Consider the following 23,646-nt stretch of genomic DNA (forward strand, 5'->3'; position numbering starts at 1 on the left):
TTTTCTGAAATTGAATGGGAGTAGCAGGCGCGCTACCCTCGTTTGCCTGACACTGCTTCGACCGCGCGAGACCACGACCATGATGGGATGCACACGCCGCCTGCCCCTGATCGCCGCGCTGCTCGGCATCGCCTTCGCCGCGCCTGTGAGCGCCGAAGAGGCTTACGATCCCTGGCCGGGCCTGGTGCAGGATATCCTCAACAACCGTCCGATGAACGACGGCGCTGACGTCATCGCCATCGAGATGCCCTATCGCGCCGAGGACGCGGCGATCGTGCCGGTCACCCTGCGCAGCAAGCTCTCGCCCGCCGACGCCAGGCGCATCCGGTCGATCACGCTGGTGATCGACCGCAATCCGGCGCCGATGGCGGCGAAGTTCGAGCTTGGCGCGGATGCCAATGTCAGCGAGATCTCCACGCGCGTGCGCGTCAACAATTATACCGATGTGCATGCGGTCGCCGAGCTCAGCGACGGCCAGCTCTACGTCGCCAAGACCTATGTGAAAGCGTCAGGCGGCTGCTCGGCGCCGGCCGGCAAGAATGCCGAAGAGGCGCAGAACCGGCTCGGCCAGATGCGCTACCGGCAATTCGCGCGCGAGGACGCGCCTGCGAGCCGCATCCGCGAGGCGCAGATCATGATCGGCCATCCCAACAATTCCGGCCTGCAGATGGATCAGGTCACGCAGCTCTATATTCCCGCCTTCTTCATCAACCAGCTGAAGCTGACGCAGGACGACAGCCCCGTACTGTCGATGGAAGGCGGCATCTCGATCTCGGAAGATCCTAATCTGCGCTTCACCTACGTCTCCAACGGCGCCAAGCGTTTCCGCGCCGAGGCGAAGGATACGGACGGCCATGTGTTCCGGAACGAGTGGGACGTGGAGAAACCGGGGACGTAGCTAGGGCTCGCGCTGCTTTCCCTCTTCCCTTGTGGGCGAGGGTGGATCGCCGCGTAGCGGCGAGACGGGTGAGGGGTGGGTCTCCGCAACGCCTCTCACGCTTGAATGCTCGGATAGATACCCCTCATCCGGCGCTTCGCGCCACCTTCTCCCACAAGGGGAGAAGGGACGAGACACTAGAAACACCTCACCTCGGCTTCGGCCTGCGCCCGTCTCAAATCATTCACCGCCGAATTCGCCTGCTCCGACGTCCTGAACTGGGTGCCGAGATTGCCGCGGACCTGGGACATGCTGAGCGCGGTCTCTGCCGTGACATATCTTTCATAGGGCACGATCGAGGCGACCACGTCGATCGAGCAGGAGCATTGCTCGATCGCCTGCCGCGTCTCGCCATTGGCCTTCATGCAGCCATAGACATATTCTGCACGCGCCGAGGTCGGATAATCATTGGCCTCCTCCGCCCGCGCTGCGATCACGGTCGCTGCGAGCACGACCAGGGCGGCGACACCAGGTCGTACCTGTCCCGCAAAGCTCATGAGATCCTCCCGCTGGTTGCGATGGAAGCTATGCTATGCCTATTGTCCTGAAAAGCACTCTGTCAGAGGAAATGGCTCACAAGTGATGCGAGTTTTGGCACGAATATCGGCGCTTGCCATGGTGCTGGCACTGGGCACGCCGGCCCATGCTGCGGACACCATACGCCTCGCAGTGCAGAAGACCGGAACGTTCTCCTGGGAACTGGCGACGATTCGCGAGGCCGGGCTCGACAAGGAAGCCAATCTGTCGCTGGAGGTCACCGAGCTTGCGAGCCCCGAGGCCGGCAAGATCGCGCTCCGCGCCGGCAATGCCGACATCATGCTGTCGGATTGGCTCTGGGTGTCGCGCGAGCGCGCGCTCGGCGCCAAGCTGATCTTCTACCCCTATTCCAGTGCGCTCGGCGCGGTGATGGTGCCGGCGGCATCGCCGATCAAGACGCTGGCCGATCTGAAGGGCCGCAAGCTCGGCATCGGTGGCGGCCCGATCGACAAGAGCTGGCTGCTGCTGCAAGCACGGATGAAGCAGGACGGCATCGACCTGAAGTCGGAGGCGACGATCGTCTATGGCGCGCCGCCCCTGATCGCCGCCAAGGCGCTCGACGGCGAGATGGATGCGAGCCTGAATTTCTGGAATTTCTGCGCGCAGCTCGAAGCCAAGGGCTTCAGGCGCCTTGCCGGAATCGAGGAGATTTTGCCCAAGCTCGGCGCCAAGGGCGCAGTGTCCGCGGTCGGCTATGTCTTCGATGAGGGCTGGGCCGCAAACCATCGCGACACCGTGGCGCGGTTCATCGCCATGACCCGCAAGGCCAAGCAATTGCTGGTCACATCGGATGCGGCCTGGGACAAGATCGCGCCACTCACAGGCGCGAACGATCCGGCCATGCTCAAGACCTATCGCGACCGTTATCGCGATGGCATTCCGCGCCGGAGCATCAGTGACGAGGAGGCCGATGCACGCGTGCTCTACCGCGTGCTCGCCGAGATCGGCGGGCGTGACCTGGTCGGCCCGGCGGCCGAGCTCGATCCCGGCACCTTCTATCACGCCGCCCCCGGAGACTGAGGTGCTGCGCCTTCTCTCCTTTGCTCTCTTCCTCGCGATCTGGTGGACCGCCGCGCTGTTCGTCGGCGGCGCGAAGCTGCCCTCCCCGCCCGCGGTGCTCAACGTCATCATCGCGGAAGCCGCATCCGGCGCGCTGTTCCTGCATCTCGGCGCGACACTGGCGCGCGTCGCGCTCGCCTTCGTGCTGGCGATGTCGGTCGGCAGCGCCATCGGCTATCTGATGGGACGGGTGAAACTCGCCGACCGGCTCGGCGATCCCTGGCTGATCCTGCTGCTCAATTTGCCGGCCCTTGTGGTGATCGTGCTCGCCTATATCTGGGCCGGGCTCACCGAGGCCGCCGCGATTGCGGCGATCGCCATCAACAAGCTGCCGACCGCGGTGGTGACGTTGCGCGAAGGCACCCGCGCGCTCGACCGTTCGCTCGACGAGATGGCAACGGTGTTCGCGATGCCGCGCTGGCGCGCCTTCCGCCACGTCGTGCTGCCGCAGCTGGCGCCCTATATCGCGGCCTCCGCCCGTTCCGGCCTGTCGCTGGTGTGGAAGATCGTGCTGGTCGCCGAGCTGTTGGGGCGGCCGAACGGCGTCGGCTTCGAGATCGGCATCGCCTTCCAGCTGTTCGATACGCCGCGCCTGCTCGCCTATTCCCTGACATTCGCCGCGGTCGTGCTCGTGATCGAGACTGTTCTGGTGCAGCCGTTCGAGGCCCGCGCAACGCGGTGGCGGCCCCGTGCGGCTTGAGGTCGAGATCACGGGCAAGACCTACAGGAGCGCCGCGGGCGAAACGCACGCGGTGCTGGCGCCGCTGACATTCGCGCTGCAATCCGGCGAGGTCGGCGTGCTGATCGGCCCGTCCGGCTGCGGCAAGAGCACGATGCTGCGCATCATCCTCGGGCTCGACCACGATTTCGACGGCCACGTCGCGCGGCCGCCGGAGGCGCGGATCGGCATGGTGTTTCAAGAACCACGGCTGTTGCCGTGGCGCTCCGTCGAGCAGAATGTGCGGCTGGCTGCACCTGACGTCACGGATGCGAAGCTGTCCGAGCTGTTCAAGATCCTCGAGCTGGAAGCGCATCGCAGCCATTTTCCCGGCGAATTGTCGCTGGGCCTCGCCCGCCGGGTCGCGCTCGCTCGCGCCTTTGCGGTCGAGCCCGATCTGCTCGTGCTCGACGAGCCGCTCGCCTCGCTCGATGACGCCCTCGCCGGCCGTCTGCGCGACGAGATCGCGACGCTGGTGGCAAGCCGCCCGGTCATGACGCTGCTCGTCACGCACAGCCTCGACGATGCCATCCGTCTCGGTGACCGCCTGTTCTTCCTGTCGCCGCGCCCGGCGCGCATCGTGCAGGAGGTGCCGATCGCTACTCCGCGCAGCGAGCGCAACGAGGCTGAGCTTGCCCGGATCAGAGCCGAGCTTGCGGCGTTGCAGCTTGAATCGAAATGACAACTCGTGATCAACTGCGCCATCAGAATTGTTTTGGGCAGAATTGTTTTGGGGAGGTCATCATGCGCCGTCAGCTGATCGCGATCGGCATCCTGTTGGTTGCGATGCCGGGCGCAGCCCTCGCGCAGACCAAGGGCAAGGGCATCCGGCTCTGGAATTTGACGAGCGAGACGATCTCCGGATTCCAGCTCGCACCATCAGGCAAGACCGACTGGGGCCCGAACCAGTGCCTGAACGACAAGGACAAGGAGGTCGACCACGACGAGCGGCTGCGCATCACCGGCGTCGAGCCGGGCCGCTACGATGCCAAGGTCAGCTATCCCAGCTCACGGCAATGCATCGTCCGCGACATCGAGATCAAGGCCGATGCGGTGTTCTCGATCGCCGACAAGGATTTGAAGGAGTGCACCAAGTAGCTGATCACGCCTTGTCGTTCGGGTGCGGATATTCGCAGCGCCAGCGCACCGCCTGCCATTTCGGATGCTCGCCGACCCATTGCGCGATATAGGGCGGCGCGGCCATGGAGCACTGCGCCGGCGAGCCGCCAAAGTTGAACACCAGATGCTGCTCCTCGCAGGTTGCAGGCGAGAGCACCGCACACACTGTCACCACCAGGTCGATCGGGTTCATGCCGGGATCCTCTCGCGGGAACGATTGAGACTAGCACACAGGGCTACGTTTCCGGCAGCGAGAAGTTTCAATCCGGTGTGAGAGATGGGCGGGGAACCCGCTTTGCTAGAAGTTGATGCCAAACACCAGCCGCGCCTGGTGGCGTTCGAAATTGACAAGATCGAGATTAGCCCCCGATCCGGCCGGACGGCCCCAGGCCTGCATGCTCCAGCTCAAGGTGAGCCGCGATTGCTCCGACAGCTGGAAATAGGCGGTCGGTCCGACGAACAGGGCTTGTCCTGAGAACGCGCCGAGACCGATGCCCTCATATTGGCGGAAGTAGCGCATCTCGCCGCCGAGCAGCACGTTTGGGCTCATGCGCACCATGCCGGCGAAGGCCGCGCCGATGGTCGAGCTTTTCTCGGACAGCCCGCTCACCTCGAAGCGCGCCCATTCCGGCTGGTAGATCAGATTGAGCGCGCCGATCGCGAAGTTCGGCACCAGCTCGCGATCGAAGGCGAGCGTGAAGTCGGTGCCGTACATCCGCCCCTTGGCGCCGCTGACCTCGTCGATGCGATCGCCATGGGTTTCGGCGGCAATCGTCATGCCGAACGGGGCGCTCTCGCGCTCGAGCAGGCGATAGCGCAAATCGAGCGATGCGCCCTGGAAGTTGACCTGGCGGCGATCGTCGATGTCAGGAACGCCGGTGATGTCGTGCAGCGTGGTCGCAGCGCCGATCTCGATGCGAAAATTCGGCAGCGGCACGATTTCGATTTCGACCTCGTGCGCGAGCGTCCGATAGGTGCCGCCGCCCTTGCCGAACCGCCCCGTCGTCTGGGTCTGGAATTCGCGCTCGCCGCGATTGCCGACATCGCTGCCGATCATGAAACCGAAGATGTGCTCGGTGTCGAACCCCTCTTCGGCGCTCGCACTTGCCGACGCGAGCGCGGCAAGGCACACAACCATCGTCCTGAATGTAGGGGCCCCCAAGCGCATGCGGAACACTACCACGGCTTCGAGGGCATCCGCCATCGAAGCCGCGGCAGGTCGCAGGTCTTACTTGCGCGCAGCGCAGGCGTACATGTTGATTTCCATGCCGACCGGCACTTCCACGATCTTCGGAGCTTTCCAGGCCATTCGGGGTCTCCCCAATTATTGAGCGCGACATCGCGCCGGGCAAAACCTAGGGCGGCGCCCAATACAGTTCAAGCCTCGATTCGAACGCCGCACGAGTCCGTGCCGATTCTTCGCGGCTGCATTTCGCTCTCGGGCAAGACCAGTTCTCTCGTGGTCAAACGCGACCCGCGCGGGAGCGCCTTGCGCGATGCCGCTGATGTCTCGCCGCGGCTCCGCTTCGCTGTCAGCAGCCCTTGTCGGCGGCCATCGTATTCGGCTTGGCACCTTCGGCGCTCTGAGCCGCCGTGGGCTGGCTCTGCATCTGACGCTGTGCATCCTCCGACGATGCAGCCGTTTCGCCGCTGGCGCGATTCATCGTGCTGGTCGGGGGATGCTGACCGGTGTTGCTCGTCGCGTCGGATGAATGGGATTGCGCCGATCCCACCGTGACAGGACCAGAGCCGGCGTCCTTGTCGCTGGCAGTGCTGCCGGTGTTGCAGGGACCGGCCATCGCCGTGCCGGCGCTCAGCGCCAGGATCGCGCACGCAACAAGAATGGATCGTTTCGTGGTCATCTGCTTCCTCTCCTCGTCTTTCCGCCGCACGACCCGGCGTCGCGCGGATGTCGAGGAGAACAGGTCGAATCGGCCGATGTTCCGATTGCGGGGCAGAATTCCGGCGGCCCGCTTATCGCAGGAGCCGCAGCAATGCGCGGCCGGCCCGCGACTTCAGCTCCTTTGCATCCAGCGTTCCGTCCGCGTCCGGATTCGCTGCGTTGAAGCGCTGCTCCACCACGGCAAGATATTCATCGAGGGTGAGGGTCCCGTCGTGGTCAGGGTCTGCAGCTGCGAGCTCCTTTGCCGTTAGCCGTCCGCGCAACTCACGCGCGTCGAGCGTCCCGTCATGGTCGGGATCGAGCCTGGCGAACAGCGCGGCGGCGGCCTTCTTCACCTCGGCCAGATCGAGCGTCCCGTCATTGTCGGTGTCGTACATCTTGACCGCCCCGCCGGATGCCGACCAGGCCGGACCGGACAGCATTGCGATCGTGAGTGCAAGCGCAACAGAGCGACGCGACATCATGACAACCTCCCTGATCAAAAGCCCCGATTCGCGCGGGATCGAACACGAGATAAGTCCACAAGCCTGCCCCGGTTCAAGCCCCGAATTGCAATCTGCGCACTGCACAACTGACGGAACGGATGCCCGCGATTGCAGCATGGACGCCGCACAACTTCACGCCACGGAATTTTTCCAGCGCCTGCACACAAGTGACTCATCGATCGTCAGGTTTCCGTCAAGTGACCGGCACCGAGATCCAACATATCGGCAAGCCACTTTCGACTTTCGTATTGACGCGTTTTGGTTTCCGACCGAGTGTTGCGATCGCAGCGTCAAAAGGCGCGCATATTGGGAGGAACGGATGAAACGTTTTGCGATGGCCGCGAGCCTCGTCATATCCGCATGCTCGGTTGTGAGCGCCCAGACGACCGATCAACTGGTCAAGGGTGCAACCGATACGTCGAACGTTCTCAACTACGGGATGGGCTACAATCTCCAGCGCTTCTCGACGCTGAACCAGATCAACAAGGACACCGTCAAGAACCTCGTCCCGGTCTGGAATTACTCCTTCAACGACGATCGCAGCGAGGAATCGCAGCCGCTGGTGTACCAGGGCGTGATCTACGTGACCTCTCACAACGCGACCATGGCGGTCGACGCCAAGACCGGCAAGCAGATCTGGAAATCCAAGATCGAATATCCGGCGGAAACGCCGCGCATCGTCTGCTGCGGCATCATCAACCGCGGCGCCGCCCTCTATGACGGCAAGCTGTTCCGCACCACGCTCGATGCCAACGTGATCGCGCTCGACGCCAAGGACGGCAAGGAGCTGTGGCGGCAGAAGGCGGCCGACATCAAGGAAGGCTATTCGATGACGGTGGCTCCGCTGGTCGCGGACGGCGTCGTCATCACCGGCATCTCCGGCGCCGAGTTCGGCACGCGCGGCTTCATCGACGGCTGGGATCCGGCAACAGGCAAGCATCTCTGGCGCACCCATTCGATCCCTTCGCCGGACGAGCCCGGCGGCGACACCTGGAAGGGCGACACCTGGAAGCTCGGCGGCGGCTCGACCTGGATCACCGGGTCCTATGATCCCGAGCTGAACACGGTGTATTGGGGCATCGGCAACCCCGGCCCGTTCAACGCGGCCGTGCGTCCCGGCGACAATCTCTACACCTGCTCCGTGCTGGCGATGGATCCCAAGACCGGCAAGATCAAATGGCACTACCAGTTCTCGCCGAACAATCCGTTCGACTATGACTCGGTGGCCGAGATGGTCCTCGCCGACATGAATGTCGAGGGCAAGCCGACTAAGGTGCTGATGGATGCCAACCGCAACGGCTTCTTCTACGTGCTCGATCGCACCAACGGCAAGGTGCTCGCCGCCAATCCCTACGTGAAGGTCAATTGGGCCAGCGGCGTCGATCTGAAGAGCGGCCGCCCGATCGAGACTGACGTCGTCAAGGATGCGCGCGACGGCAAGAAGGTCACGGTCTATCCGTCGATCCTCGGCGGCAAGAACTGGGAGCCGATGTCGTTCAATCCGCAGACGGGCCTTGCCTACGCCAACACGCTCGCCTTCGGCGGCAGGTACAAGTCGGAGCCGGCCACCTTCAAGCAGGGCGAATGGTATCTCGGCATGGACCTGACCGATCCCTGGGAATGGGGTGACGGCGCGCGCGGCCATCTGAAGGCGATCGATCCGATGACCGGCAAGGCGAAATGGGAAGCGCCCAGCGACATTCCGCGCTTCTCCGGCGTGCTGTCGACCGCGGGCGGCGTCGTGTTCACCGGCGCCTTGACCGGCGAGTTCGAGGCCTTCGATGCCGACAGCGGCAAGAAGCTCTGGCAGTTCCAGACCGGCTCCGGCATCGAGGGACAGCCGGTAACCTGGCAGCAGGACGGCGTGCAGTACGTCGCCGTCACCTCTGGCTATGGCGGCGTCTACTCGCTGTTCTCCGGCGACGAACGGCTGGCCAAGGTGCCGCCCGGCGGTTCGCTGTGGGTGTTTGCGGTGAAGCAGTAACGGCGAGAGACGTTGAGAGACACATCGCACAAGACGGTGGCGGTCATCGCCACCGTCGCGGTTCTGACGGTCGCGCTTGCGGCGACCGTCCGTGCCGCGGATGATTCGAACGGCAATCCGCTGCAGGCGCAGATCGACCACGGCAAGTCGACCTATGCCGAAAAATGCTCGCACTGCCACGGCCCCAATCTGATGAACTCCGGCACCATCACCCCGGATCTGCGCGCCTTTCCCGACGACAAGACCCGCTTCGTCACGACGGTGAAGAACGGCAAGAACAACAGGATGCCGCCTTGGGGCGACATTCTCGACGACGACCAGATCGGCGATCTCTGGGCCTTCATCTCGAGCCGGAGGAAGCCGTGAAGAACTGGCTGGCAACACTTGGTCTCGCCATGATGCTCGCTGCGCCGGCGACCGCGGCGTGGGCGGCTGATCCCCTCAGCATCTGCCTCGACGAGGACCGCCCACCGCTCTCGGCGCACCACAAGGGCAAGCCGGATTCAGGCTTCGACGTCCTTTTGGCGCAGGCGGTCGCGGACCGGATGGGACGGTCGCTCAGGATCCAATGGTTCGAGAGCAAGCTGGATGAGGATTCGAGCCCGCAGCTCGAGGCCAATGCGCTGCTTTCCGACGGGCGCTGCGCGCTGATCGGCGGCTATGCGCTGACGACGGACTCGCTGGTCAAGCCCGGCATGAAGACGGCGCGCCTGCCGGATTTCACCGGGGCCACGCGCGATGACCGGCGTCGCCGCGTTGCGCTCGGCGAACTCGCGCCGACCAGGCCTTACGTCTATTCGCCGATGACCATTGTGCTCGGGGCGAAGGCGCGCGACCGCAAGATCGGCGACATCGGCGATCTCGCCGGGCTTCGCCTCGCAATCGAGAGCGGCTCATTGGGTGATGCCATCCTGATGACTTTCGACAAGGGGCGCCTGATCGACAACATCACCCATCTCGTCCCCGGCCGCGACGACCTCCTTGGCGCGCTCGATCGCGGCGACTACGACGCGACCTTGATCGACCTTGCCCGCTTCGACGCCCACCGCGCCGCGCATCCCGAGACGGCGATCACGGCGTCCGGCTATTATTATCCAATCGGCGCCAATCGCGGCTATGTCGGGCTTGGCAGCGACCCTGCCCTGATCGAGGCCGTCAACAAGGCGCTGAGGGATCTTGCGGCCGAAGGCAGGATCGCCGAGTTCGGCAAGCAGGCCGGCCTGACCTATCTGCCGCCGCGCGAGCCCGCCATCCTTGGGGATGTCTGGACGAAAATCATTCAGCGATAAGGTGGCCGCGCGTGCCGACTGATCGCAACTGCCACTTCGCATCCGACCAAAGCCTAGTGTCGCAACCGTTGTGACCGGCTATGATTGCGGCGAGCGCCGGGCGGCGCCTCACTCCGCCCGGGCAAGAGAGGCCGAGCGCATGAGACCCGATGCCGTCGCGGTGGCCGCCCTGGTCATCCTGCTTTTTCCGATGGGCTATTTCCTGCTGGCCTCGCCTGCATTCCTGCTGGTGAAGCTCGACCTTCCGCCCGTCACGCAGTTGCTGCGCGGGATGTTCGACATCCAATTCAGAATGATCGGCGTGACCGGCGTCTTGGCGACCGTGGCTTTCGTCATCGCCGGTCGACCGCTCTTTGCCATGGCGATCGGCGCGATGGCGGGCCTCGCAATCTGGGGACGCGGTCGGTTCATGCGGCGGATGGATGATGAGCTCAGCGCCCGGGATGCCGGCGATACTGAGGCCGTGCGCCGACTACGCCGGTTGCACTGGAGCGGAATGCTCTGCAACGCAACCCTGGTCGCGGCGCTCGTGACCAGCATTCCCTACGTCGCCATGTCGGCGCAGGCAGGGCCGGCCTAGTTCTCGTCCGCGGCGACGGCGCCTTGCTGCGCCTTGTGGATCGAGGACGGCACCACGCCGAAATATTTCCGGAACACGCGGCTGAAATGCGACGAGCTGGAGAAGCCCCAGGAGAACGCGACATCGGTGATGGTCTTGCCGGCGTGGGCCTCGAGCTCCTGACGGCAGTTCTGCAGGCGCGCCTGCCAGATATAGTCGCTCACCGTGGTGCCGCGCTCCGAGAACAGCATGTGCAGGTAGCGCTTGGAGCAGCCGAGCTCGGCCGAGATCTGGTCGATGCACAGATCGGGATCACGCAGGTGCTCGCGGATGAAGAATTGGGCCCGCACATACATCGCCTCGGGCCCGACACGATCGAACATCGTGTCGGCTTCGCGCAGCGGCAGCAGCAACAGGTCGATCAGCGAATCAGCAACGCCGACCGCACTGTTGGCCGAAAGCTTCGCCGCCTCATCGAAGGTGGCATGGACGAAATCGTGGGCGATCCGCCCTGTCCCTGTCTTGGCCGACAGCTTGCAGGCGGGCATGCGCTGAGACGGGAAGCCACGATCGCGCAGCAGCGCCTTCGGCACGATCACGACGTCGTGGCGCGTGAAGGCGGGGCTCACGATCAAATGCGGGCATGAGACGTCATAGGCGATGATGTCGCCCGGGTTCAATTCGATGTGGCGGCCTTCCTGCTCGAAATAGGACACGCCGTAGGTCTGGAAGTGGATCTTGATGTACGGGTGTTCATTGGCCTTGGCGCGCGCCAGCGTGTGCGCGATGCGGTGCTGGCTCACCTCGATCTGGCAGAGCTTGAGGCGTGAGACGCTGGTGTAGTCGATGCGCCCTTCGAGCGAAGACGCCTCCAGCGGATCGACATCGAAGTGACCACACAGACTCGTCAGCCCGTCGATCCAGCTCTGGATCTGGCGCTTCGGCGTCAGTCCGGTCGTCGAGAGCGTATGAATTGTGTCGGACATTAATCCAGCCACTGATGTGTTCCGGGATTCGACGCGAATCGCAGCCAGCGCCTGCTGAGCCCCTCGGCCATGATTGCGTGACGTTTACCTCGAATTTGAGCGGTCTTTTGAAACGAGCGCCATCGTTCCATTGCCACCCTTGAAAGTTAATCCTCCGCCTTAGTTGCAGCGCCGTCAAGGGGAACCTGAGCGCCGAGCTTGGCGCCGCACCGCACGGAAGCCGCTGAATTCGCTACTGCAAAATCAAAATGTTTGCCCCCGTGCGCTGTCGAGCAAAGCGCCTTCACTCTTGGGCAAGTTTCCCGTTGGCGAAGTCGTTAGGGATTGCAGCAGGAACAAAAAGAACGGGCTGCTCCTGCACGCGGACCCGTAGCTCTCATCCGGAGGAGGAAACAGCACAGCATCGTTTCTGGTCCCCAACATGACCGCCCTGCACGAGCAGACGCCGGACGAGTAGCCCGGCGATTAAGCAATGCTTCGGAAACAATAAACGAGTCCAACGGAGGAATGACTATGCGCAAGGTGCTACTGGCGACCTTTCTCGGCTCCGCGGCGGCTCTCGCCGTCGCGAGCGCGTCAGCCAATGACGAGCTGAACAAAATGTCGCAGAACCCGAAAGACTGGGTGATGCCGACGGGTGATTATGCCAACAACCGCTATTCCAAGCTGAACCAGATCAACGCGCAAAATGTCGGTAAGCTCCAGGTCGCCTGGACTTTCTCAACCGGCGTGCTGCGCGGCCATGAAGGTGGCCCGCTGATCATCGGCAACATGATGTACGTCCATACGCCGTTCCCGAACAAGGTCTACGCGATTGACCTTTCCAACGAGAACAAGATCGTCTGGAAGTACGAGCCGAAGCAGGATCCGAACGTCATCCCGGTGATGTGCTGCGACACCGTTAACCGCGGCCTCGCCTTCGGCGACGGCAAGATCTTCCTGCATCAGGCCGACACGACCCTGGTCGCGCTCGACGCCAAGACCGGTCAGGTCGCATGGACCGCGAAGAACGGCGATCCCAGCAAGGGCGAGACCGGCACTTCGGCGCCGATGGTCGTCAAGGACAAGGTGCTGATCGGCATCTCCGGTGGCGAGTTCGGCGTGCAGGCTCACATGAGCGCCTACGACATCAAGACCGGCAAGCTGGCCTGGCGCGGCTATTCGGAAGGTCCCGACGACCAGATCCTGGTCGACGACAAGACCACTGCACTCGGCAAGCCGATCGGCAAGGATTCGAGCCTCAAGACCTGGCAGGGCGATCAGTGGAAGATCGGCGGCGGCGCCACCTGGGGCTGGATCTCGTACGATCCCGAGCTGAACCTGATCTACTACGGCTCGGGTAATCCTTCGACCTGGAATCCGAAGCAGCGTCCCGGCGACAACAAATGGTCGATGACGATCTGGGCACGCAATCCGGATACGGGCGTCGCCAAGTGGGTCTATCAGATGACGCCCCACGACGAATGGGACTATGACGGCGTCAACGAGATGATCCTGTCGGACCAGTCGATCAACGGCCAGGCCCGCAAGCTGCTGACGCATTTCGACCGTAACGGCCTCGGCTATACGCTCGATCGCGGCACTGGTGAGCTGCTGGTCGCCGAAAAATACGACCCGAAGGTGAACTGGACCTCCGGCGTCGACATGGACAAGAACTCCGCCACCTATGGCCGTCCGAAGGTGCTCGACGCAGCTTCGACCGACAAGGCCGGCGAAGATCACAACGTGAAGGGCATCTGCCCGGCCGCGCTCGGCACCAAGGACGAGCAGCCGGCGGCCTACTCGCCGGACACGCAGCTGTTCTACGTTCCGACCAACCACGTCTGCATGGACTACGAACCGTTCAAGGTGAGCTACACCGCGGGCCAGCCCTATGTCGGTGCGACACTGTCGATGTATCCGCCGCAGGGCGATACCAACATGGGTAACTTCATCGCCTGGGACGGCAAGACCGGCAAGATCGTCTGGTCGAACAAGGAGCAGTTCTCGGTCTGGTCGGGTGCGCTCGCAACCGCCGGCGGCGTGGTCTTCTACGGCACGCTCGAAGGCTACCTGAAGGCGGTCGACGCCAAGACCGGCAAGGAGCTCTACAAGTTCAAGACTCCCTCCGGCATCATCGGCAACGTCACCACCTATGAGAACAATGGCAAGCAGTACGTTGCCGTGCTCTCCGGCGTCGGCGGCTGGGCCGGCATTGGTCTGGCAGCGGGCCTGACCGATCCGACCGCAGGCCTCGGTGCCGTCGGTGGCTACGCGGCCCTCAGCAACTACACGGCGCTCGGCGGCACGCTGACCGTGTTCTCGCTGCCGTCGAACTAGCCTCGTTCCCGTATCGCTCCGGCGCGTGGATCACCTCCACGCGCCGGCTCGCCTCCACTTGATGCTTCGAGGAACACCTCTTGCGTAGAACCTGCTCTGTCATTGCTGCGATGATCTTTGTTGCGTCCGGAGGAATTGCTGTTGCGGACGGCTCGGGCGATCCGACCGCCGTCAAGCAGAACGAAACTGGCGAATGGATGGATAAGGATGGTAACCCGACCTACAAGGTCAATGGCGACTCCGTCGACTGGTACACCTATTCCGGATATCGCCGCTATCACTCCGACTGCCACGTGTGTCATGGCCCCGATGGCATGGGCTCGACCTATGCGCCGGCGCTGAAGGATTCGCTCAAGACCATGAGCTATGCCGATTTTCTCGGCGTCGTGGCCTCGGGCCGCAAGAACATCTCGACCGCCTCGGAGAACGTGATGCCGGCGTTCGGCGATAATCCGAACGTCGCCTGCTACATGGACGATCTCTACGTCTATCTGCGCGCCCGCTCCAACGAGGCCTGGGGCCGCGCCCGACCAGGCAAGCATCAGGACAAGAACGACGCCTATACCAAGAACGAAGACTCGTGCATGGGCAAGAAGTGAACGTTTGCAGCCCGGCCGAGACTTAACTCTTGGCATCCTGCGAGAATTTGAGGAGTTACCGATGAAGACACGTGCCGCCGTCGCTTTCGAAGCCAAGAAACCGCTCGAAATCGTCGAAGTCGATCTGGAAGGGCCGAAGGCCGGCGAAGTCCTGGTCGAGATCAAGGCGACGGGCATCTGCCACACCGACGCCTATACCCTCGACGGGTTCGACAGCGAAGGAATCTTTCCTTCGATCCTCGGGCACGAGGGCGCCGGCATCATCCGCGAGATCGGCGCGGGCGTGACCTCGGTGAAGCCGGGCGATCACGTCATTCCGCTCTACACGCCGGAATGCCGGCAGTGCAAAAGCTGCCTGAGCCAGAAGACCAACCTCTGCACCGCGATCCGCGCGACGCAGGGCAAGGGCGTGATGCCCGACGGCACCAGCCGCTTCTCGTACAAGGGCAAGCCGATCTACCACTATATGGGCTGCTCGACCTTCTCCAACTTCACGGTGCTGCCGGAGATCGCGGTGGCGAAGATTCGCGAGGACGCCCCCTTCGACAAGAGCTGCTACATCGGCTGCGGCGTCACCACCGGCGTCGGCGCCGTCGTCAACACCGCGAAGGTCACGCCCGGCTCCAACGTGGTGGTGTTCGGCCTTGGCGGCATCGGGCTGAACGTGATCCAGGGCGCCAAGATGGCGGGCGCCGACAAGATCATCGGCGTCGACATCAACGACTCCAAGGAGGAATGGGGCCGCCGCTTCGGCATGACCGACTTCGTCAACCCCAAGAAGATCACCGGCGACATCGTTCCGCATCTCGTCACCCTGACCGACGGCGGCGCCGACTATACCTTCGACTGCACCGGCAACACCAATGTGATGCGCCAGGCGCTGGAAGCCTGCCATCGCGGCTGGGGCACCTCGATCATCATCGGCGTTGCCGAAGCCGGCAAGGAGATCGCCACCCGCCCGTTCCAGCTCGTCACCGGCCGCAACTGGCGCGGCACCGCCTTCGGCGGCGCCCGCGGCCGCACCGACGTGCCGAAGATCGTCGACTGGTACATGAACGGAAAGATCCAGATCGACCCGATGATCACCCACACGCTCAAGCTCGAAGACATCAACAAGGGTTTTGACCTCATGCATGAGGGCAAATCCATCCGTTCCGTCGTCGTGTACTAGCCCAAGGACATCACACCCAGGAGGATCGACCCATGACTGTTGCACTCCACCCCTCGATCGACAACGGCGTCAAACAGGGCAGCGGGCACTTCGCCGGCGGCACCCTCGTCTGCAAATGCAAGGACCATCAGGTCAAGGTCGGCGTCAAGGGCGACGTGGCGCACAATCACGCCTGCGGCTGCACCAAGTGCTGGAAGCCGCAGGGCGCAACGTTCTCTGTCGTTGCCGTAGTGCCGCGTCAGAACGTCACCGTGCTCGAGAACGGCGACAAGCTCCAGATCGTGGATCCCTCCGCGGTGATCCAGCGCCACGCCTGCAAGGCCTGCGGCACGCACATGTATGGCCGCATCGAGAACAAGAACCATCCATTCTACGGTCTCGACTTCATCCATCCCGAGCTGTTCCAGGAGCAGGGCTCGCAGGCGCCGCAATTTGCCGCCTTCGTCTCCTCGGTCATCGAGTCGGGCGTCAAGCCTGAGCAGATGGCCGGCATCCGGGCGCGGCTGAAGGAAATCGGGCTCGAGCCCTATGACTGCCTGTCGCCGGCGCTAATGGACGCGATCGCGACTCATGTGGCGAAGGCCAAGGCTGCTTAGGAAGGCTGCTTAGGAAGGCTGCCTGATTAGGAAGGCTGCCTGAGAAGGCCGTCCGAGAAGGTCGCCTGACAAGCCCGTCGGAAATGAGCCCGCCCCCTGCTGGCCGCCAGCGAGGGGGCGGGGGCTCTCAATGACCGCGGCGAGTTCGCCGCCTGCGCACTTTGCGTAAGCGAGCGTGTTCCGCTCCCTCAGTCCTGGTCTCTGAATGACTGCGCAGTGCCGCCCTCTTCCTGCTCGAAGTCAGCGCGCCCTGCGATTCTCCCTCCCTCGACTGAGGATTACTGCTTCGTCCGCGCAGTCCCTCTGGCGGACGAAGCTTTTTTCTTCGCCTCAGATTTGCGGCCGCGCAAGACGCATCGTCGCGCCCTGCTTTTGACAAATCCCGGATGCAATCTCTTCACGTCGAGAACACCCGGCTGTGAATGCCGGCGCGGCGCGAACTCTGCTACGGTCGCGTCGTCACGATGCCGCACGAATTCAATCAATCAAGAACAAACGGGAGGTATCGAGCACATCCGGACATTGCGATTCGCATTGCAGCTTCCTGCCGGGGCCTGCCCGCGCAGGGCAACGGGCCGGAATGCGGTCGCACGACGCAGCGGACATTGCGCCGAGCTGAATCGGCAATGTTGAAATCAGCAAGCTTATGAAGAGCGAGGGACGATCATGATCAAGGTGAAGATCAACGGCCAGGAACAGAGCTGGGACGGCGACCCGGATCTCCCGCTACTCTGGTTCCTGCGCGACGAAGCCGGCCTGACCGGCACGAAATTCGGTTGCGGCAAGGCGCTCTGCGGCGCCTGCACTGTCATCGTCGATAAGGAAGCGGTGCGGTCCTGCATCACATCGATCAACGACGTGGCGGGGCGCGAAGTTACCACGATCGAAGGATTGCATCCGGATGGCGATCATCCCGTCCAGAAAGCCTGGCGCCAGGTCAATGTTCCCCAATGCGGCTTCTGCCAGGCCGGCCAGATCATGCAGGCCGCGGCGCTCCTGATGGACAATCCAAAACCGTCGCATGACCAGATCCGCGAGGCGATGTCCGGCAACATCTGCCGCTGCGGCTGCTACCAGCGCATCGAAAACGCCGTCCATCTCGCATCGACGGGAGTGTGACATGAATTTCATCGACAATCCCGGCAAGCTCCATAACTTCCAAAAACGTGGCTTCGAAAAGAACATCAAGGTCGAGAAGATCTCGCGCCGCAACATCCTGAAGGGGCTCGGCATCACCGGCGGCTTCGTACTTGCCGCACCCGTGATGACGCGCCAGGCCTTTGCCTATGAGACCGGCGCCGGCAAAATGCCCCATGGCGTCGTGGTCGATCCTCGCGTGTTCGTCGCGGTCGCGCCCGACGGCATCGTGACCATCCTCGCCCATCGCTCCGAGATGGGCACCGGCGTGCGCACCAGCCTGCCCCTGATCGTGGCCGAGGAGATGGAGGCCGACTGGTCCAAGGTCAAGGTCCAGCAGGCTCATGGCGACGAGGTCAAGTTCGGCAACCAGGACACCGACGGCTCGCGCAGCACGCGACACTATCTGGTCCCGATGCGCCAGATCGGCGCCTCGGCCCGCACCATGCTGGAGCAGGCCGCCGCCAAGCGCTGGGGCGTGCCTGCAACGGAGGTGAAGGCGGTCAATCACGAGGTCGTCCACAGCGCGAGCGGACGCAAGCTCGGCTTCGGCGAGCTCGCGGCCGACGCCGCCAAGGAATCGGTGCCTGCTGTCGAAGGCCTCAAGCTGAAGGACCCGAAGGACTTCCGCTATCTCGGCAAGGGCGAGGTCGGCATCGTCGATCTCCACGACATCACCACCGGCAAGGCGCGCTACGGTGCCGACGTGCGCCTGCCGGGCATGAAATACGCCGTGATCGCGCGGCCGCCGGTGACCGGCGGCAAGCTCACATCATTCGATCCGGACGCGGCGCTCAAGGTGCCCGGCGTCGAGAAGGTGATGAAGGTTCAGGGTTGGCCGTGGCCATCGAAATTCCAGCCGCTCGGCGGTGTCGCGGTGATCGCACGCAATACCGGCGCCGCGATCAAGGGCCGCGACGCGCTGAAATTGGTCTGGGATGATGGCGCCAACGCCAAATACGACTCGGTCGCCTACCGCAAGGAGCTCGAGGAGGCGTCGCGCAAGCCGGGACTCGTCCTGCGCAAGGAGGGCGATGCGGATGTCGCCCTGAAGAGCGCCGACAAGGTCGTGGTCGGCGAGTACTACATCCCTCATCTCGCCCATGTCAGCATGGAGCCGCCGGTCGCAGTGGCCGACGTCAAGGGCGACAAGGCCGAGATCTGGGCACCGGTGCAGAGCCCCGGCGGCACGCGCGAGGACGTCGCCAAGACGCTCGGCATTCCCGAGGGTAACGTCACCGTCAACGTGACGCTGCTCGGCGGCGGTTTCGGCCGGAAGTCGAAATGCGACTACGCGCTCGAGGCCGCCCTGCTGTCGAAGGAGCTCGGCGCGCCGGTCAAGGTGCAATGGACGCGCGAGGACGACATCCATAACGGCTTCCTCCACACCGTCTCGGTGGAACGGATCGAAGCGGGCCTCGACAAGGATGGCAAGGTGATCGCCTGGCGCCACCGCAGCGTGGCGCCCAGCATCGCCTCGACTTTCGCCGCCGGTACGGTCCACCAGGCCTCCTTCGAGATCGGCATGGGCCTCGTCGACATGCCGTTCGAGATCGCCAACATCTCCTGCGAGAATCCGGAAGCCGCCGCGCACACCCGCATCGGCTGGTTCCGCTCGGTCTCGAACATCCCTCGCGCCTTCGCGGTGCAGTCGATGGTCGGCGAGATCGCGAACGCGACAGGACGCGACCAGAAAGAGACGCTCCTGGCGTTGATTGGAAGCCCCCGCATCGTCAAGCCCGCGGTGAAGGACCTCTGGAACTACGGCGAGCCCTATGACAGCTACCCGATCGACACCGCGCGCCTGCGCAGGGTGGTCGAGCTGGTCGCCGACAAGGGCGAATGGGGCCGCCAGGTGCCGAAAGGCCACGGGCTCGGCATCGCCGTGCACCGCAGCTTCGTCAGCTACATCGCAACCATCGTCGAGGTCGCGGTCGACGAGAAGGGCAAGCTGACGGTGCCGCGGGTCGATACCGCGATCGACTGCGGTACTTATGTCAACCCGGAGCGGGTTGCTTCGCAGATCGAGGGCGCGGCGATCATGGGCCTGAGCCTCGCCAAATATGGCGCGATCACCTTCAAGGACGGCAAGGTGGAGCAGAACAATTTTGACGACTTCCAAGTCGTCAGGATCGACGAAGCACCGCTGGTGACCAACGTCCACATCGTCCCGCCGGGCCCGGACACGCCGCCGAGCGGCGTCGGCGAACCCGGCGTGCCGCCCTTCGCCCCGGCGCTGATCAACGCCATCTTCGCGGCGACCGGCAAGCGCATCCGCACGCTTCCGATCGGCAAGCAATTGGAGGCATAACGGAACACAAGCGGCCTCGCGCCGTTTCCCATCGATCTGACAGGAGCAGATCGATGACCAACAACCTAAGGGCGCTCGCAGTCTCGCTGCTGTCGAGCGCCTTTCTTTTGACCAATGCGGCCGCATTCGCGCAGAACAGCAGCACCACGCCGCCGACCACGGCGACGCGCCCTACCGCGCCGGAGCAGAGCTCCCTTCCCAACGCCAGCGCCCCGCCGGCCTCGACCACCCAGACCACCGGGCAGCACAATCCGGATCCGAAGGTTCGCGAGATGAACCAGGCGGAGAAGGACAAGGTCGAGCGCGAGGGGAAGTAGTTGCTGACGATTGCACGTTGATGTGCCCTCTCCCCTTGTGGGAGAGGGCTGCGATGCCGGTCGCTACAATCTCACTTGGGTGAGGGGTTTCTCTCCGCGCATTCATCTCGCGATTGAATTCGTGAAGAGAACCCCTCATCCGGCGCTTCGCGCCACCTTCTCCCACAAGGGGAGAAGGAAAATCCCATCGCCACACGCAAAAGGCGGCGGACGTTGCCGTCCGCCGCCTTTGCCCCCTGTCGCTCCGCTACCCTCGATCCGCCTGCGGAGCTTATTTCTTCAGCGCGAACACCCAGATCACGCCGCCTTGCGGCACGTTGGACTCGATGCCGATGTTGTTGGTCGCGAGCGCGTCCTGGATGCGCTGCGCGTCCACGCCCCAGCCAGACTGGATCGCGATGTATTGCGTGCCGTCGATCTCATAGGACATCGGCATGCCCATGATGCCGGAGTTGGTCTTCTGCTCCCAGAGCAGCTCGCCGGTCTTGGCGTTGAAGGCGCGGAAGTTGCGATCGTTGGTGCCGCCGGCAAAGACGAGGTCGCCTGCGGTGGCCGTGACCGAGCCGAACATCTGCGACTTCGGGAAGTTGTGCTGCCACACCTTCTTGCCGGTCGCGGGATCCCAGGCCTGGATCTCGCCGAAATGGTCGGCGCCCGGCTTGGTCTTCAGCCCGATATCCTCCGGCTTGGTGCCGAGCCAGAGCTCGCCGGGCTTGAGCGCGATCTTTTCGCCGGTGAAGCCGCCGCAGAAATTCTCGTTGGCGGGCACGTAGACGAGGCCGGTCTTCTGACTGTAGGCCGCCGACGGCCAGTCCTTGCCGCCCCATAGCGACGGGCAGAACTCCACGCGCTTGCCGACGACAGGCTTGTGCGCGGGATCGAGGATCGGCTTGCCGTTCTCGTCGACGCCCTTCCAGACGTCGGTCGAGACGAACGGCCAGCCGGCGACGTAGTTGATCTTGGTCGGTGTGCGCTCGAGCACCCAGAAGATCGCATCGCGGCCTGGGTGGATCAGGCTCTTGATGCTGCGGCCGTCGCGTTGCAGATCAACGAGCATCGGCGCGTCGACCTCGTCCCAGTCCCAGGAATCGTTCTGATGGTACTGGTGGTAGGTCTTGATCTTGCCGCTGGCCGGATCGAGCGCGAGCACCGACGAGGTGTAGAGATTGTCGCCGGGATGCATCTCGCCGGGCCACGGGGCGGCGTTGCCGACGCCCCAATAGATGGTCTTGGTGTCCTTGTCATAGGTGCCGGTCATCCAGGCCGAGCCGCCGCCGTTCTTCCAGTCGTCGCCCTGCCAGGTGTCATGACCTGGCTCGCCTTCGCCCGGAATGGTGAAGGTACGCCACAGCTCCTTGCCGTCCTTGGCATCGAAGGCGGCGACATAGCCGCGCACGCCGAACTCGCCGCCGGAGCCGCCGACGATGACCTTGCCGTCGACGATCAGCGGCATCAGGGTCATGTACTGACCCTTCTTGTAATCCTGCACCTTGGTGTCCCACACCACCTTGCCGGTCTTGGCATCGAGCGCGACGACGTGGTCGTCGGTGGTTGCGAGATAGAGCTTGTCTTCCCACAGGCCGACGCCGCGGCTGGTCGGATGGAGCTGGAACAGATCGTCGGGAAGCTGCCGCTTGTAGCGCCAATATTCGTCGCCGGTCTTCGCATTCAGCGCGATCACCTGCCCCATCGGCGTTGCCACGAACATCACGCCATTGTTGACGATCGGCGGCGCCTCGTGGCCCTCGACCACGCCGGTGGCAAACGTCCAGACCGGCGTGAGGTTTTTCACATTCGAGGTGTTGATCTGGTCGAGCGGGCTATAGCCCTGCCCGTCATAGGTGCGCCGATAGAGCATCCAATTGCCCGGCTCCGGATTCTCCAGGCGTTGCTGGGTGACGGGCGCGTAGCTTTCGATCGGGCCGGCGATCGCGGCGGTTGAGACAATGCAGGTGAAGGCAACGAAGCCGGACAAAAACCATTGCTTTGTGGTCATGGACGTTTCCCCTTTGAATTCTTGCGAGTTGAATTCTTGTCGTTCGTCTCGTCGCCCGCTCGTTGGCGGACGCGACCTGTTGTGGCGCGCGGGCGCGGCCCGCGGCGTGTCATCCGGGCTGCGAGCCACCTACCTTTCCAACGAAAGGACCGGCGACCGTGAGCGAACCTTCGCTCAACGACAGCGGCAGGGCCGCGAGCCGTCGCGGCGCGGGCCCGAACACGACCTGTGCGCCCTGGCGTGGATCGTATTCGGAGTTGTGGCAGGGACATTTGAAGACGGTCATGTCGCCTCCCTGATCCGCCTTCACCCATTCCGAAACCGGACAAGCGGCATGAGCGCAGACCGCCGAATAGGCGACGATGCCGTCGGCTGCACGCGTCCGCGTGGTCTCATCGAGCTCGTTCGGATCGAGCTTCACGACCAGAATCTCGTTCAGGCGCGAGCCGCTGCGAACGACAGAGGTTTTGGGATCCTTGGGCCAGGCGCGAACCGGCGGGCCGCCCAGCTTGAGGTCATCAGGCTTGACGAGTTGACCTTCGTTATCGCCCTCGGACAGGACCAGCAAATCGCCTTTTTGCGGCCGCTCGTCGGCACCCGGCTGATCGTCATCGGCCCTTGCCGGTGCGCAACAACCAAGACAGGCGGTGGTGGCAAGCGCCCCGAGCAGCAGATCTCGCCGCGTTTGCTCCGCGCTCACACCGGCTGTGGGTTCCGCAGTGTCGGAGGATGATGAAGCGATACTGAAGGATGTGCGCGACATGCACACTAGCAGGCGCTGGAACTCTGCCGAAATGAAGGCAAAGAATTGGCGCCGCAGTGCATCAATATGGCTTTGCTCGCATTGAGCGAACGCGATTGCACGCGTTCAAACACGTTTTTGCCTTTGCAACGTCATCTCGCGCGATCGGCATGATGATTTTGCAGATCAGACCGATGATGCGGGAATTGGTGCGCCGCGCTCTGAGTGATGTGAACCAATCTCAACGCGATTCAACTTGCACGTTTCGCATGCACGAGGGTCTTACTCACGACCTCAATAGGTGACGCGGCGCGGCAATCCGGCCGGCGATCGTTGCCGATGCCATCTCAAAGCTATCGGCGATGCGGCGGGCCTTGTCGATGAAGAGGTTCGCCGCCGATGGCGGGCAGACTTCACGCGCGGTCTGTTCGAACAGATCGAGCCAGCGGTCGAAATGATCGCCGATCAGGCCGAGCGGCACATGGGCGCGCATCGGCGAGCCGTGATAGCGGCCGCTCATCAGCACGACCGACGACCAGAAATCCCTGAGCTTGGCGAGATGCTCGTCCCAATTCTGGACGATCGCGAACACAGGCCCGAGCAGCGGGTCTTCACGCACGCGGCCATAGAAGCGCGTGACGAGTTCCCCAATCATCTCCTCCGTGATCCCGGTGCGCTCGATCGCATCCTGGGTCAGCAGGTTCCGCCGCGCGGCCGCTGCCTCGCGCTCGGCCTTCAGTCGATCCGACATATCCATTGCGTTCCGCTTGTTGTTCCCGCGGGGCCGCCCATTCGACATTGTCGGGCCAATTGCGCGCGACGTCTTTGTCGTAGCGCAAATCGCAGGCTCGGGCGGCGGACACCAAGGCCCGCCGCCCGCGC

Annotated in this window: 26 protein-coding genes; 16 read left to right on the forward strand and 10 right to left on the reverse strand. The window is 63.6% G+C overall.

Features of this window, described 5'->3' with window-relative positions:
* Positions 1–79: 79 nt before the first annotated feature.
* Positions 80–898, forward strand: coding sequence for a quinoprotein dehydrogenase-associated SoxYZ-like carrier (locus G8O24_RS27470; protein ID WP_188104806.1), 819 nt, complete (start codon positions 80–82; stop codon positions 896–898).
* 176 nt (positions 899–1,074) lie between these two features.
* On the opposite strand, the gene G8O24_RS27475 is transcribed toward G8O24_RS27470, so the two are convergent.
* A complete protein-coding gene (locus G8O24_RS27475) occupies positions 1,075–1,434 on the reverse strand; it encodes a hypothetical protein (RefSeq protein WP_188104808.1) in 360 nt (119 codons plus the stop codon).
* Positions 1,435–1,552: 118 nt separating this feature from the next.
* On the opposite strand from G8O24_RS27475, the gene G8O24_RS27480 reads away from it, so the two are divergent.
* The 4 genes from G8O24_RS27480 to G8O24_RS27495 all read left to right on the forward strand — a co-directional run bounded on the left by G8O24_RS27480 (position 1,553) and on the right by G8O24_RS27495 (position 4,349).
* On the forward strand, positions 1,553–2,494 hold the full coding sequence (locus G8O24_RS27480; protein ID WP_188104809.1) for an ABC transporter substrate-binding protein: 942 nt from the start codon (positions 1,553–1,555) through the stop codon (positions 2,492–2,494).
* A 1-nt stretch (position 2,495) separates the two neighbouring features.
* Positions 2,496–3,233: an ABC transporter permease gene (locus G8O24_RS27485; protein WP_188104811.1), complete on the forward strand. Its 738-nt coding sequence runs from the start codon at positions 2,496–2,498 to the stop codon at positions 3,231–3,233.
* Entirely contained in the window at positions 3,223–3,933 is a 711-nt protein-coding gene (locus G8O24_RS27490) for an ABC transporter ATP-binding protein (protein WP_188104812.1), read from the forward strand. The genes G8O24_RS27485 and G8O24_RS27490 overlap by 11 nt, the downstream gene beginning before the upstream one ends.
* A gap of 62 nt (positions 3,934–3,995) precedes the next feature.
* Positions 3,996–4,349, forward strand: a complete 354-nt coding sequence (locus G8O24_RS27495; protein WP_188104814.1) for a hypothetical protein — start codon at positions 3,996–3,998, stop codon at positions 4,347–4,349.
* 4 nt (positions 4,350–4,353) lie between these two features.
* Here G8O24_RS27495 and G8O24_RS27500 read toward each other — a convergent pair whose 3' ends face one another.
* From G8O24_RS27500 to lanM, 5 genes are all read right to left on the reverse strand, one after another.
* Positions 4,354–4,563 carry a hypothetical protein gene (locus tag G8O24_RS27500; protein ID WP_188104815.1) on the reverse strand — a complete coding sequence of 70 codons (210 nt, stop codon included), beginning with the start codon at positions 4,561–4,563 and terminating at the stop codon, positions 4,354–4,356.
* Positions 4,564–4,668: 105 nt separating this feature from the next.
* Entirely contained in the window at positions 4,669–5,574 is a 906-nt protein-coding gene (locus G8O24_RS27505) for a DUF6662 family protein (RefSeq protein ID WP_188104817.1), read from the reverse strand.
* 24 nt (positions 5,575–5,598) lie between these two features.
* A complete protein-coding gene (gene pqqA / locus G8O24_RS27510) occupies positions 5,599–5,679 on the reverse strand; it encodes a pyrroloquinoline quinone precursor peptide PqqA (RefSeq protein ID WP_012029362.1) in 81 nt (26 codons plus the stop codon).
* Between the two features lie 223 nt (positions 5,680–5,902).
* Positions 5,903–6,232, reverse strand: a complete 330-nt coding sequence (locus G8O24_RS27515; RefSeq protein ID WP_188104818.1) for a hypothetical protein — start codon at positions 6,230–6,232, stop codon at positions 5,903–5,905.
* 112 nt (positions 6,233–6,344) lie between these two features.
* Entirely contained in the window at positions 6,345–6,737 is a 393-nt protein-coding gene (gene lanM / locus G8O24_RS27520; protein ID WP_188104820.1) for a lanmodulin LanM, read from the reverse strand.
* A 340-nt stretch (positions 6,738–7,077) separates the two neighbouring features.
* On the opposite strand from lanM, the gene G8O24_RS27525 reads away from it, so the two are divergent.
* From G8O24_RS27525 to G8O24_RS27540, 4 genes are all read left to right on the forward strand, one after another.
* Positions 7,078–8,742 (forward strand): methanol/ethanol family PQQ-dependent dehydrogenase, encoded by a 1,665-nt coding sequence (locus tag G8O24_RS27525; RefSeq protein ID WP_188104821.1) that lies wholly within the window; start codon positions 7,078–7,080, stop codon positions 8,740–8,742.
* 12 nt (positions 8,743–8,754) lie between these two features.
* Positions 8,755–9,108, forward strand: a complete 354-nt coding sequence (locus G8O24_RS27530; RefSeq protein ID WP_188104823.1) for a c-type cytochrome — start codon at positions 8,755–8,757, stop codon at positions 9,106–9,108.
* Positions 9,105–10,031 (forward strand): substrate-binding periplasmic protein, encoded by a 927-nt coding sequence (locus tag G8O24_RS27535; protein WP_188104825.1) that lies wholly within the window; start codon positions 9,105–9,107, stop codon positions 10,029–10,031. Before G8O24_RS27530 ends, G8O24_RS27535 begins: the two co-directional genes overlap by 4 nt.
* Before the next feature lie 139 nt (positions 10,032–10,170).
* The gene (locus tag G8O24_RS27540) at positions 10,171–10,611 is read left to right on the forward strand and encodes a hypothetical protein (protein ID WP_188104827.1); all 441 of its coding nucleotides are present in this window, start codon (positions 10,171–10,173) and stop codon (positions 10,609–10,611) included.
* On the opposite strand, the gene G8O24_RS27545 is transcribed toward G8O24_RS27540, so the two are convergent.
* The gene (locus G8O24_RS27545) at positions 10,608–11,576 is read right to left on the reverse strand and encodes a helix-turn-helix domain-containing protein (protein WP_188104829.1); all 969 of its coding nucleotides are present in this window, start codon (positions 11,574–11,576) and stop codon (positions 10,608–10,610) included. The genes G8O24_RS27540 and G8O24_RS27545 overlap by 4 nt on opposite strands.
* 513 nt (positions 11,577–12,089) lie before the next feature.
* On the opposite strand from G8O24_RS27545, the gene xoxF5 reads away from it, so the two are divergent.
* The 7 genes from xoxF5 to G8O24_RS27580 all read left to right on the forward strand — a co-directional run bounded on the left by xoxF5 (position 12,090) and on the right by G8O24_RS27580 (position 20,026).
* Positions 12,090–13,895, forward strand: a complete 1,806-nt coding sequence (xoxF5, locus tag G8O24_RS27550) for a lanthanide-dependent methanol dehydrogenase XoxF5 (RefSeq protein ID WP_188104831.1) — start codon at positions 12,090–12,092, stop codon at positions 13,893–13,895.
* A gap of 110 nt (positions 13,896–14,005) precedes the next feature.
* Positions 14,006–14,494, forward strand: coding sequence for a c-type cytochrome, methanol metabolism-related (locus G8O24_RS27555; RefSeq protein ID WP_188104936.1), 489 nt, complete (start codon positions 14,006–14,008; stop codon positions 14,492–14,494).
* 61 nt (positions 14,495–14,555) lie between these two features.
* Complete coding sequence (locus G8O24_RS27560; RefSeq protein WP_188104833.1) at positions 14,556–15,665, forward strand: S-(hydroxymethyl)glutathione dehydrogenase/class III alcohol dehydrogenase; 1,110 nt, start codon at positions 14,556–14,558, stop codon at positions 15,663–15,665.
* 32 nt (positions 15,666–15,697) lie between these two features.
* Positions 15,698–16,261 carry an S-(hydroxymethyl)glutathione synthase gene (gene gfa, locus G8O24_RS27565; RefSeq protein WP_188104835.1) on the forward strand — a complete coding sequence of 188 codons (564 nt, stop codon included), beginning with the start codon at positions 15,698–15,700 and terminating at the stop codon, positions 16,259–16,261.
* 666 nt (positions 16,262–16,927) lie between these two features.
* Positions 16,928–17,380 (forward strand): (2Fe-2S)-binding protein, encoded by a 453-nt coding sequence (locus G8O24_RS27570; protein ID WP_188104837.1) that lies wholly within the window; start codon positions 16,928–16,930, stop codon positions 17,378–17,380.
* Position 17,381: 1 nt separating this feature from the next.
* A complete protein-coding gene (locus tag G8O24_RS27575) occupies positions 17,382–19,709 on the forward strand; it encodes a xanthine dehydrogenase family protein molybdopterin-binding subunit (RefSeq protein WP_188104839.1) in 2,328 nt (775 codons plus the stop codon).
* A gap of 53 nt (positions 19,710–19,762) precedes the next feature.
* The gene (locus G8O24_RS27580) at positions 19,763–20,026 is read left to right on the forward strand and encodes a hypothetical protein (RefSeq protein ID WP_188104841.1); all 264 of its coding nucleotides are present in this window, start codon (positions 19,763–19,765) and stop codon (positions 20,024–20,026) included.
* 271 nt (positions 20,027–20,297) lie between these two features.
* Here the strand turns inward: G8O24_RS27580 and G8O24_RS27585 are convergent, their stop codons facing one another.
* The 3 genes from G8O24_RS27585 to G8O24_RS27595 form a co-directional block, all read right to left on the reverse strand.
* Complete coding sequence (locus G8O24_RS27585) at positions 20,298–22,022, reverse strand: methanol/ethanol family PQQ-dependent dehydrogenase (protein ID WP_188104843.1); 1,725 nt, start codon at positions 22,020–22,022, stop codon at positions 20,298–20,300.
* Positions 22,023–22,131: 109 nt separating this feature from the next.
* Entirely contained in the window at positions 22,132–22,785 is a 654-nt protein-coding gene (locus G8O24_RS27590; protein WP_188104845.1) for a QcrA and Rieske domain-containing protein, read from the reverse strand.
* A gap of 265 nt (positions 22,786–23,050) precedes the next feature.
* Positions 23,051–23,515 carry a group III truncated hemoglobin gene (locus G8O24_RS27595; RefSeq protein ID WP_188104846.1) on the reverse strand — a complete coding sequence of 155 codons (465 nt, stop codon included), beginning with the start codon at positions 23,513–23,515 and terminating at the stop codon, positions 23,051–23,053.
* Between the last annotated feature and the right edge of the window lie 131 nt (positions 23,516–23,646).

It is taken from the genome of Bradyrhizobium campsiandrae, assembly GCF_014529705.1.
GTDB lineage: Bacteria > Pseudomonadota > Alphaproteobacteria > Rhizobiales > Xanthobacteraceae > Bradyrhizobium > Bradyrhizobium campsiandrae.

What these genes read in the sequence shown, in the direction of transcription:
- G8O24_RS27470 (WP_188104806.1), top strand. Translation starts at nt 80, where the DNA reads ATGATGGGATGCACACGCCGCCTGCCCCTGATCGCCGCGCTGCTCGGC.
- G8O24_RS27475 (WP_188104808.1), bottom strand. Translation starts at nt 1,434, where the DNA reads ATGAGCTTTGCGGGACAGGTACGACCTGGTGTCGCCGCCCTGGTCGTG.
- G8O24_RS27480 (WP_188104809.1), top strand. Translation starts at nt 1,553, where the DNA reads ATGGTGCTGGCACTGGGCACGCCGGCCCATGCTGCGGACACCATACGC.
- G8O24_RS27495 (WP_188104814.1), top strand. Translation starts at nt 3,996, where the DNA reads ATGCGCCGTCAGCTGATCGCGATCGGCATCCTGTTGGTTGCGATGCCG.
- G8O24_RS27500 (WP_188104815.1), bottom strand. Translation starts at nt 4,563, where the DNA reads ATGAACCCGATCGACCTGGTGGTGACAGTGTGTGCGGTGCTCTCGCCT.
- G8O24_RS27505 (WP_188104817.1), bottom strand. Translation starts at nt 5,574, where the DNA reads ATGGCGGATGCCCTCGAAGCCGTGGTAGTGTTCCGCATGCGCTTGGGG.
- pqqA (WP_012029362.1), bottom strand. Translation starts at nt 5,679, where the DNA reads ATGGCCTGGAAAGCTCCGAAGATCGTGGAAGTGCCGGTCGGCATGGAA.
- G8O24_RS27515 (WP_188104818.1), bottom strand. Translation starts at nt 6,232, where the DNA reads ATGACCACGAAACGATCCATTCTTGTTGCGTGCGCGATCCTGGCGCTG.
- lanM (WP_188104820.1), bottom strand. Translation starts at nt 6,737, where the DNA reads ATGATGTCGCGTCGCTCTGTTGCGCTTGCACTCACGATCGCAATGCTG.
- G8O24_RS27525 (WP_188104821.1), top strand. Translation starts at nt 7,078, where the DNA reads ATGAAACGTTTTGCGATGGCCGCGAGCCTCGTCATATCCGCATGCTCG.
- G8O24_RS27540 (WP_188104827.1), top strand. Translation starts at nt 10,171, where the DNA reads ATGAGACCCGATGCCGTCGCGGTGGCCGCCCTGGTCATCCTGCTTTTT.
- G8O24_RS27545 (WP_188104829.1), bottom strand. Translation starts at nt 11,576, where the DNA reads ATGTCCGACACAATTCATACGCTCTCGACGACCGGACTGACGCCGAAG.
- xoxF5 (WP_188104831.1), top strand. Translation starts at nt 12,090, where the DNA reads ATGCGCAAGGTGCTACTGGCGACCTTTCTCGGCTCCGCGGCGGCTCTC.
- G8O24_RS27555 (WP_188104936.1), top strand. Translation starts at nt 14,006, where the DNA reads ATGATCTTTGTTGCGTCCGGAGGAATTGCTGTTGCGGACGGCTCGGGC.
- G8O24_RS27560 (WP_188104833.1), top strand. Translation starts at nt 14,556, where the DNA reads ATGAAGACACGTGCCGCCGTCGCTTTCGAAGCCAAGAAACCGCTCGAA.
- gfa (WP_188104835.1), top strand. Translation starts at nt 15,698, where the DNA reads ATGACTGTTGCACTCCACCCCTCGATCGACAACGGCGTCAAACAGGGC.
- G8O24_RS27570 (WP_188104837.1), top strand. Translation starts at nt 16,928, where the DNA reads ATGATCAAGGTGAAGATCAACGGCCAGGAACAGAGCTGGGACGGCGAC.
- G8O24_RS27575 (WP_188104839.1), top strand. Translation starts at nt 17,382, where the DNA reads ATGAATTTCATCGACAATCCCGGCAAGCTCCATAACTTCCAAAAACGT.
- G8O24_RS27580 (WP_188104841.1), top strand. Translation starts at nt 19,763, where the DNA reads ATGACCAACAACCTAAGGGCGCTCGCAGTCTCGCTGCTGTCGAGCGCC.
- G8O24_RS27585 (WP_188104843.1), bottom strand. Translation starts at nt 22,022, where the DNA reads ATGACCACAAAGCAATGGTTTTTGTCCGGCTTCGTTGCCTTCACCTGC.
- G8O24_RS27590 (WP_188104845.1), bottom strand. Translation starts at nt 22,785, where the DNA reads ATGTCGCGCACATCCTTCAGTATCGCTTCATCATCCTCCGACACTGCG.
- G8O24_RS27595 (WP_188104846.1), bottom strand. Translation starts at nt 23,515, where the DNA reads ATGTCGGATCGACTGAAGGCCGAGCGCGAGGCAGCGGCCGCGCGGCGG.